We start from the raw sequence: 8,663 nt of genomic DNA, 5'->3' as shown, positions 1-8,663 counted from the left end.
CGTCGAAGATGGCCTCCTTGTCCTCCTGCATGTCCTTGTCGTAGGCCAGGGGGATGCCCTTCATCATCACCAGCAGGGTGTTCAAATCGCCGTAGACCCGGCCGGTCTTGCCGCGGATCAGTTCGGTGACGTCGGGGTTTTTCTTCTGGGGCATGATGGAGGAGCCGGTGGTGAAGGCGTCGTCCAGTTCAATGAACTTGAACTCCCAGCTGCACCAGAGGATGATCTCCTCCGACAGGCGGGAAAGATGCATCATGCAGGTGGAGAGGGCCGCGCACAGTTCAATGCAGAAATCCCGGTCGGACACGCCGTCGATGGAGTTGGCGCAGGGGGCGTCAAAGCCCAGTTCCTTTGCGGTGTAGAAACGGTCCAGCGGGTAGGTGGTGCCCGCCAGCGCGCCGGACCCCAGGGGGCACTCGGCATCCATACGGCCGGTAGCGTCCTGCAGACGCCCCAGGTCCCGCAGCAGCATCCAGGCGTAGGCCATCAGCTGGTGGCCGAAGGTCACCGGCTGGGCACGCTGCAGATGGGTGTAACCGGGCATGACGTACCCGGCGCTTTTTTCCGCCTGGGTGCAGAGGGTCTCGATCAGTTCCTTGATCTGGCCCTGCAGATGGCGGGAGGCTTCCCGCAGGTTCAGCCGCAGGTCCAAAGCCACCTGGTCGTTGCGGCTGCGGCCGGTGTGCAGCCGCTTGCCCGCATCCCCCACCCGGGCGGTGAGGGTCTGTTCCACGAAGGTATGCACATCCTCGGCAGCGGGGTCAATTTCCAGCGCGCCGCTGTGCAGATCCTCCAAAATCCCCTGCAGACCTTTGTGGATATCCTCCACATCCCGGGCGGAAATGATGCCCTGGCGGCCCAGCATGGCGGAATGGACCATGCTGCCCTGGATATCCTGCTCGATCATCCGTGCGTCAAAACGGATGGAGGAGTTAAAGTCATTGACGCGGCTGTCGACGGCCTTGCTGGCGCGGCCCTGCCACAGTTGTGCCATAAGTGCCCTCCTTAAGGGTGGTAATAACAAAATCCGCCGTGGGCATACAGCCCGCCCACGGCGGTACGGAATGGGGTCAAAAATTCAGATTAGTCCTGGGTGGGCCAGTTCTTGGCCAGCTTGGCGCGCTCGGCAATGGGCAGGCCAAACAGGTTGATGAAGCCGCTGGCATCGGCCTGGTTGTAGTCCTCATCCTCGCCGAAGGAAGCGGTCTGCTCATCGTAGAGGGTGTAGGGGCTGGTGACGCCGGCGTTGATCATGTTGCCCTTGTACAGCTTGAGGGTCACATCACCGGTAACGGTCTTCTGCAGATCGTCGGTGAAGGCGGAGATGGCCTCCCGCAGGGGGGTGAACCACTGGCCATTGTAGACAAGGTCACCCATCTTCTGGGCGATGATCTCCTTGAAGTGGAAGGACTCCTTGTCCAGGGTGATGGTTTCCAGCACATTGTGGGCCTTGTACAGGATGGCACCGCCGGGAGTCTCGTAGACACCGCGGCTCTTCATGCCCACCAGCCGGTTTTCCACAATGTCCAGCAGGCCGATGCCGTTTTCGCCGCCCACCTTGTTCAGGTATTCGATGAGGGCCACACCGTCCATCTCCTGATCGTTGACAGCGGTGGGGATGCCCTTTTCGAAGTGGATCTTCACATAGGTCGGGGTGTCGGGCGCCTGTTCGGGGCTGACGCCCAGTTCCAGGAAGCCCTCTTTATTGTACTGGGGTTCCAGAGAAGGCTGCTCCAGGTCCAGGCCCTCATGGCTCAGGTGCCAGAGGTTCTTATCCTTGGAGTAGTTGGTCTCCCGGTTGATCTTCAGGGGGATGTTGTGGGCCTCGGCGTAGTCGATCTCCTCGTCACGGCTCTTGATGTTCCACTCACGCCAGGGAGCGATGATGGCCATATCGGGGGCCATAGCCTTGAGGGTCAGTTCAAAACGGACCTGGTCGTTGCCCTTGCCGGTGCAGCCGTGGCAGATGGCGTCGGCGCCTTCCTGCTTGGCGATATCGGCCAGTGCCTTGGCGATGCAGGGACGTGCGTGGGAGGTGCCCAGCAGGTAGTCCTCATACTTGGCATCGGCTTTCAGGCAGGGCCAGATGTAGTTTTCCACATAGTCCTTTTTCAGGTCCAGCACGTACAGCTTGGAAGCGCCGGTCTTGATGGCCTTTTCTTCCAGGCCGTCCAGCTCGGTGCCCTGGCCCACGTCGCCGGAAACGGCGATGACTTCGCAGTTGTTGTAGTTTTCCTTCAGCCAGGGGATGATGATGGAGGTATCCAGGCCGCCGGAGTAAGCCAATACGACTTTCTTGATGTCCGCTTTGTTCTTTTTCATGATGTTCCCTCTCCTGTTGTGCCAGCGCCGGGGATTCGGTTGCTTGCCGTCGCTGAATATTTATTCATTCATTGATGTATATTATACAACTTTTTCTGCAAAAGGCAAGTGGAAAACCGCACAAAGGATTTTCCACGTATTGCTGCTTTTTAAGCAAGATGCACAGCGTTTTTTGTCCCTTATGCGGTTTAATGCATGAATATTCAGTTTTTCTTGCAAAACTCCAACGGGTCATCGTATTTTTTCAGCTTTGCGGGTTTATACACTGTTGACCTGTTCCAACACCGCATCCACCTCGCCCCCGGGCAGTTGCCGGCGCACCGGCGCAGGCGGGTCGGCGGGCGGGTTCAGCGGGCAGGCCCAGTACCCCAGGTCCAGCCAGCGGCCGAACTTGTAACCGCTGTTTTTTTCCACACCGTAACGGGTGAAGCCCAGTGCCTTGTGGAAGGCATCGCTCTGGGGATTGGGCCGGGTGACCAGGGCAAAGGCGTTATGATAGCCCTGCCGGCGCAGCAGTTCCAGCAGCGCCCTGTACAGTTTGCGGCCGGTGCCCTGCCCCAACACATCGGGCGCACAGTAGACGGTGGTTTCCACATCCCAGGCAAAGGCCCGCCGGGTGTGCCAGGGGTGGGCGCAGGCATAGCCCGCCAGCCGTCCGTCGGCTGTGTAAGCCACCAGGAAGGGGGCTTTTTCCAGCACATCGGCAATATTCTGCCGGTACTCTTCCTCGGTGGAAAGCTCATACTGGAAGGTCTGGGTACCGTGAGTAACGTACCAATTATAAAGGGTTACCACATCGGCAGCATCGTCGGGGGTAGCCATCCGTACCGTCAGGCGGCTGCGGGCGGCCCAGTCCGCCGCCAGGGCTTCTTTTTCGGCCTTGGGCAGCTTTTTCAGCGCCGCCTCCCGTTTCAGGGCCGCGGATTTATCGGCGCAGCGCTCGGCGTAGGCCAGCTGCACAGCAGCCTTGCCATGGCTTTTGGTGTATTTGGCCCCCCCTGCCCCCGTGCGGTGGGCACGCAGGCGGTGGGCCAGGTCATTGGTCCAGCCCGCATACAGGCTGCCGTCGGCGCAGCGCAGCAGGTAGACCCAGGCCGATGTGTATGGCTGCCGGTCGGCGGCCAGGCTGGGGGCGGGACCGAATCCGGCGGTACTCATTCGCTCACCGGGCGGCCCGCGGCCCGCAGGGTGCGGCGGCAGGCTTCGATGGCAGTGGCCTTGTCGTCAGCGGTGATCAGGAACCGGCTGGGGTGGCAAAACCGCAGCCCCAGACCGCTGATCTGGCGCAGCTGCTCTTCCGGCTTGCCAGCCCAGGCCGGCGGGAAAGGCAGTTTGCTGCGCTTGGTGCGGTGGTCGTTGACGCACTGGGCGCTGTACCCGCCCCGCTGGCTGGGATACACCACAAAGAGCGCATCAGTTTTATACAGGCCGTTCTTCCAGGGCATATAGGCAGGCAGCACCACGATGCCGTCCCGCATATTGGCATAGGCCCGGCGCACCGTTTCGTCGGCGCGGTTCACGGCGTTGGCCGCGGCGATCTCGTTTTCCAGAATGGTTTTGGCCACCGGCACCGCCCGCCAGAAACATTCGTCGGGGTCATCCTTGGAATCCCACAGGGGATTGAAGCTGCCGATGGCATCGGCCAGGGAGTTCTGTTCCCCGGTGTTGTCGTTCAGATCCAGGGGCTGGATGAAGTTTTCGTCCAGCAGGCGGGCCTGATGTTCCCCTACCAGCTGGGCACCCAGCACCCGCCACAGAAGGCCGAGAGCCGCGTACGGCACGCCGTTGGGGCGGGTCTCCCGGGGTTCGGAGTGGTGGTCGAACATACCACCGCCCACATCATAGACGATGCCCTCAAAGTCATCGGGCACCGTAAAGCCGCGGGTGATCTTGATATCGGGGCGCACGATCTGCAGCAGCGCCGTGGAAAATACATCGTCGGCATGGAATTTGCCGCCGTGGGTAAAGCCGTTTGCGGGTATTTTCATAACATTATTCTCCTGATGGTGGGTAATTGCGTTTTTGCCATTATACCACATCCGGCCCGGCGCTGCACACCACGGGCAGAAAAAAAGCGGCGGACCGCATCTCCCCATGCAGTCCACCGTCCGGCGGGCAAAGTTTCAGTGGCCCATCTGGGGGCCCATATAGCCGCCTGCCTGCCAATAGATATGCAGCATCTGGCGGCAGGCCTCATTGGCGCGGCGCAGATACTCCTTTTTGCGCTGCCGGTCCTCCTGTTGGCGCTGCTGTAAAGTGCGCCAGGCGGTGCAGGTCTTGTGGCAGCCCTCACAGTAGTGGGGGCAGGTTTTCTGACAGGGCAGCATAGGCGTTACCTCCCTTATGTAAAACAGGATGTTGTCTTTAGTATACCGCCGTCCCTGCGCGAAATCCATCGTATTTCAGTCATTTTTGCGTAAAGAATCGGTCAACAGGCCCCCACAAAGGCCGCAAAGATTTTACGGCTGTCCTCGTTGACCTTCCAGGAAAATTCCGGGTGCCACTGCACCGCCCATACAAACCGTTTGCCCGGCTCGTACACAGCCTCCACAATGCCGTCCGGTGCGGTTGCCATGGCCACAAGCCCCGGGGCCAGTGTGTGGATGGCCTGGTGATGGTAACTGTTGACGGGCAGCACATCCTTGCCCAGCAGATCCGCCAGCGGGGTACCCGGCAGCAGCCGCACCGTATGAATGGGGGCTTCGTAGGCGCCGGTCTGGTGGTGGTTGACCTCGGAAGGGTAATCCACCGGCAGGTCCTGCCAGAGGGTGCCGCCCAGCGCCGCATTGAGGAACTGGATGCCCCGGCAGATGCCCAACACCGGCTTATCCTGCGCCCGGGCCAGAGCCAGCAGCTGTTGCTCCATGGCATCCCGCTGGGGGCTGGTCTCGCCGCAAAGGGCGGTTTGTTCGGCACCGTAGACCGACGGGGTCACATCCTGCCCGCCGGTGAGCAGAAATCCGTCGCAGACTGCCGCCACCCGGGCCAGAGCCTGTGCATCATCGGTCAGGGGCAGCATGACCGGCACACCGCCCGCCTGCTCAATGCCCTGCATATAGCCGGGCAGCATCCAATAGCTGGCGCGCTGATAATCCACCAGCGGAACAAGCCCGATCAGCGGGCGCTTTGTAGTTTCCATCGTTGCATCCTCCCGTGAAAAAAGGCGAAGATGTCCCAAAGGGCACCTTCGCCTTGTTATGGTTGACATTGTAACGCGTCGGGGCGCGTTCGTCAAGCGTCAAAATTTTTCTACCTTAAAGACCGCGGCACCGCTGGCCATGGCTGCTGCCAGTCCCGGGCCGGAATCCTCAAAGATCATGGTCTCGGCGGGAGTCACACCAAAATGCGCCATGGCCTTGAGGTAGCCTTCCGGGTCAGGCTTGCTTTTGGTCACGTCCTCGCTGGTCAGGATCAGGTCAAACCAGCACACACAGCCAAAATGGGTCAGCACTTCGGTGGCATTGCGGCGGCTGCCGGTGGTCACACAGGCCAGCCGGTGCCCGGCGGCCCGCATATTCTGCAGCAGCTCAAACAGCGCCCGGTTGGGCCGTACCGAGTCCAGGAAATCGCCGTACAGTTCCTTTTTGCGGTCGTGTACCCGTTCCACATCGGCCGGGGTGGGGTCGCCGCCCATCAGCGGGCGGAGAAAATCCTTGTAATAGCCGCCGTTGCAGTGCTGTGCATAGTATTCGTCGGTGACGGTAAAGCCCATCTCCTCCAGGGCGGCACGGTAGGACGCCCCGTTGGCAGGCACGGTGTCCAGCAGGGTACCGTCCAGATCGACGCAGATCAACATAAGGGAATTTCTCCTTTCAGCGGCGGGCATGGTCGGCGGCGTCGTTGGCCACCATCACCAGCCCGGCGTAGAACATCGGTGCGCGTTTGCGGTCGCGGGAAAGTTTGTAAGGCATCAGCCGCAGCCAGTGAACGACCTCGTGCATGAGGATACTGTCCACCTGGTCCGGATACCGCCGTTCCAGATCGGCCATCAGGTCGGCAAACAGGGCGTCGTAGGCAGCCGAGCGGGTCAGGGCAAAATCGATATGATTGCCCTGCACCGTGACCCGGGGCGTCATCATCATAAATTCGTAGCCGCCGTGCAGGCTTTGCAGCAGTTTGCCATAATCCAGGAAGGGACTTTCGTGCAGATTGCCGGTATTGGGGTCGATAAGATACCAGCCCTTGTCGTCGGTACGGCAGATGATGTTCTCAATGGTCAGGTCCCCGTGGATGGTGCCCACCGGGTCAGCGGCAAAAAGTTCCCGCAGCCGTTCGTGGGCAAACAGCCAGCCCAGCTGGTTCAGGTTTTTGTACTCCTTGCCGTTGATCCACAGGGTAGGGGCCGCCATCAGTTCATGCAGGGTGCGGGCCTCATGCAGTTTTTGCAGGTTGCCGTCCACCTTTTTGGCAATATACTGTTCGATTTTTTCGGGGTCGGCCGCCACCGCCGTGGGGCGGTAGAGTTTTTCCTCCAGGGTATCCAGTACCTGGTGCAGCACCGCGGCGCTTTTTTCCACCGGGTTGGAGTGGAGGTACCGGAACATGCCCACCGCCTGGGGGTCGTAGGTCATATCATACCAGCAGCAGCCCGCTTCCTCGCCGGTGCGCAGGATCTCGCACAAAGGCAGCCGGTCCTGCTGGGCACGCAGCCAGTGGAGCTGTTCGGCCAGTTTTTCGCCGTCCGCGCCAAAGGCATATTTGCGGTAGAAGGTGCGGTTTTTGTCCATGCAGAGCATGGTGGTGGCGTTGGACCCGGCCGAGTAATCCTGCAGGATGGTGATGTCCTGGTTCATCTGCAAAAAGCGATCTACCCAGGCTTTGTTCTGCAGGCCGAAATACTGGCTGAGGAAGGCCGCCCGGTCCTGGGGGTCCGCCTGGGGCAGCAGGTTGAGGTAACTTTCCCCTGCCGGGGCCGCCGCCGTGGCCTGGTTGACCACGCCGCGCACCTGCGCAGGCAGCAAAGTAGCCAGCCACATGACCGCCAGCGGCACCAGGAACCAACCCAGCAGCACACCGTAGGCCGCTGCGGGCGCGCCTTCCAGCACACCGCCAGGCAGAAGGACCCGCAGGTCCCCCGCCGTCTGGCCAAAGAGCAGGCTGAATACCTCCACAAGGTCCATGGGGCGGCCGGCGGAGGTCATGGCTGCCGCCAGGGCCGCATAAGACCCCAGGTAGGCAGCCCACATCAGGACCGTATTGGCGGCCAGCCGCAGCAGATTGATCCGCCGCAGATCCTTGAAGGTATTGATCAGGCTCCAGCAAAATACCATGCCGTCCAGTTTGAGGGTTTCGTTAAAAAGGCCGCACACCGCCAGGCAGATCCGCTTGATGCCGTCCCGCAGGGCAACCACCACCACCAGCGCCACCGCCAGCAGCACCGCGAACAGCAGGTAGTACCGTGCCGCCGCATGGGCGGCCGCACCGCCCACCCCCATAAGGGCAAAAACACCGAAGCCCACCGCCACAAACCAGACGTCCAGAAACCGGTCCATAATGACGGTGGCCAGTGCAAAGCCAATGCCGGATTTCATCCGGCGGCCCACAAAGACCGCCCGGAACACATCGCCCAGGTGCAGGGGCAGCACGGTATTGATGGCATACCCCCCCGCCAGGCCGCGCAGCATGATGCCGCGCCGCGGACGCTCATAAATGCGGACAAACTGTTCCCACCGCAGCAGGCGGAAGGCATGCCCGGCCAGGACCAGCACCATGGCAAGCAACAAAAATGCCAGCGTCATTGCAGGTTTCCTCTTTCCTCTTTTTTCTTTTTTTGCCACAGAATGCCGTACAGCAGCCCGGCAGCCGCCACGGCATACCCCGCCATGAACGGCGCCAGATAATACATAAAATAGGTGTCGGGTGCGGTGAGGAACACCAGCGGAATCCGCACAAACAGCGCCCCCGCCGCAAAGTAGAGCATCCACCGGCGGCGCACCAGCGATACCAGAACCGCCACCAGCAACAGTACAAAGGAAGGCACCATCAGCCAGGTGACATTCAGCGCGCCGCCCAAAAAGTCGGTGCTGTACGACAGCGCCATGATAAAGTCTTCCCGCAGCTGCCGGTTCAGCGGCATCACCGCCGCGCTGTTCTGGAAAAAGTCTGCCTGGGATTCATCCCAGCTTTCCGGTTCCGCCGTATAGAGCAGTACCGTGGCCGCAAAAACCAGTTTCTGGTTGGATTCGGTCTCGCGCTGTTCCACGGTCCCCCGGAACACGCCCAGCCGTTCCCGCAGCAGGGACCCGGGATATTTCAGCGCCAGCTGTACAATGCCTTTTTTGCAGGCATCCCAGTCCTCCTCGGTCAGGTAGGTGGTATCCCGGCTGACGGCACTGCGCAGT

Annotated in this window: 9 protein-coding genes; all 9 read right to left on the bottom strand. The window is 60.9% G+C overall.

Annotated features, from left to right (window positions below; all coding sequences use genetic code 11):
* Window positions 1-994 (bottom strand): argininosuccinate lyase (gene argH, locus H6B10_RS10105; RefSeq protein WP_204651492.1); only part of this gene is annotated, 994 nt, incomplete at its 3' end.
* Window positions 995-1,083: 89 nt separating this feature from the next.
* Window positions 1,084-2,322 (bottom strand): argininosuccinate synthase, encoded by a 1,239-nt coding sequence (locus H6B10_RS10100; protein ID WP_204651491.1) that lies wholly within the window; start codon window positions 2,320-2,322, stop codon window positions 1,084-1,086.
* A gap of 258 nt (window positions 2,323-2,580) precedes the next feature.
* Window positions 2,581-3,480 carry a GNAT family N-acetyltransferase gene (locus H6B10_RS10095; protein WP_204651490.1) on the bottom strand — a complete coding sequence of 300 codons (900 nt, stop codon included), beginning with the start codon at window positions 3,478-3,480 and terminating at the stop codon, window positions 2,581-2,583.
* A complete protein-coding gene (locus H6B10_RS10090; protein WP_204651489.1) occupies window positions 3,477-4,310 on the bottom strand; it encodes an MYG1 family protein in 834 nt (277 codons plus the stop codon). The genes H6B10_RS10095 and H6B10_RS10090 overlap by 4 nt, the downstream gene beginning before the upstream one ends.
* A 135-nt stretch (window positions 4,311-4,445) precedes the next feature.
* Window positions 4,446-4,649 (bottom strand): hypothetical protein, encoded by a 204-nt coding sequence (locus H6B10_RS10085; protein ID WP_204651488.1) that lies wholly within the window; start codon window positions 4,647-4,649, stop codon window positions 4,446-4,448.
* A gap of 101 nt (window positions 4,650-4,750) precedes the next feature.
* Complete coding sequence (locus tag H6B10_RS10080; RefSeq protein ID WP_204651487.1) at window positions 4,751-5,461, bottom strand: gamma-glutamyl-gamma-aminobutyrate hydrolase family protein; 711 nt, start codon at window positions 5,459-5,461, stop codon at window positions 4,751-4,753.
* Window positions 5,462-5,560: 99 nt separating this feature from the next.
* Complete coding sequence (locus H6B10_RS10075) at window positions 5,561-6,118, bottom strand: HAD family hydrolase (RefSeq protein WP_204651486.1); 558 nt, start codon at window positions 6,116-6,118, stop codon at window positions 5,561-5,563.
* Between the two features lie 16 nt (window positions 6,119-6,134).
* Window positions 6,135-8,060 (bottom strand): lysylphosphatidylglycerol synthase transmembrane domain-containing protein, encoded by a 1,926-nt coding sequence (locus H6B10_RS10070; RefSeq protein ID WP_204651485.1) that lies wholly within the window; start codon window positions 8,058-8,060, stop codon window positions 6,135-6,137.
* Window positions 8,057-8,663: hypothetical protein (locus H6B10_RS10065; RefSeq protein WP_204651484.1), on the bottom strand; the 607-nt coding region annotated here is incomplete at its 5' end. The genes H6B10_RS10070 and H6B10_RS10065, both read right to left, overlap by 4 nt.

Source organism: Gemmiger formicilis, from assembly GCF_016901605.1.
Lineage (GTDB): Bacteria > Bacillota > Clostridia > Oscillospirales > Ruminococcaceae > Gemmiger > Gemmiger formicilis_B.
This window is presented reverse-complemented; position numbering and strand designations above follow the sequence as displayed.

What these genes read in the sequence shown, in the direction of transcription:
- H6B10_RS10100 (WP_204651491.1), bottom strand. Translation starts at nt 2,322, where the DNA reads ATGAAAAAGAACAAAGCGGACATCAAGAAAGTCGTATTGGCTTACTCC.
- H6B10_RS10095 (WP_204651490.1), bottom strand. Translation starts at nt 3,480, where the DNA reads ATGAGTACCGCCGGATTCGGTCCCGCCCCCAGCCTGGCCGCCGACCGG.
- H6B10_RS10090 (WP_204651489.1), bottom strand. Translation starts at nt 4,310, where the DNA reads ATGAAAATACCCGCAAACGGCTTTACCCACGGCGGCAAATTCCATGCC.
- H6B10_RS10085 (WP_204651488.1), bottom strand. Translation starts at nt 4,649, where the DNA reads ATGCTGCCCTGTCAGAAAACCTGCCCCCACTACTGTGAGGGCTGCCAC.
- H6B10_RS10080 (WP_204651487.1), bottom strand. Translation starts at nt 5,461, where the DNA reads ATGGAAACTACAAAGCGCCCGCTGATCGGGCTTGTTCCGCTGGTGGAT.
- H6B10_RS10075 (WP_204651486.1), bottom strand. Translation starts at nt 6,118, where the DNA reads ATGTTGATCTGCGTCGATCTGGACGGTACCCTGCTGGACACCGTGCCT.
- H6B10_RS10070 (WP_204651485.1), bottom strand. Translation starts at nt 8,060, where the DNA reads ATGACGCTGGCATTTTTGTTGCTTGCCATGGTGCTGGTCCTGGCCGGG.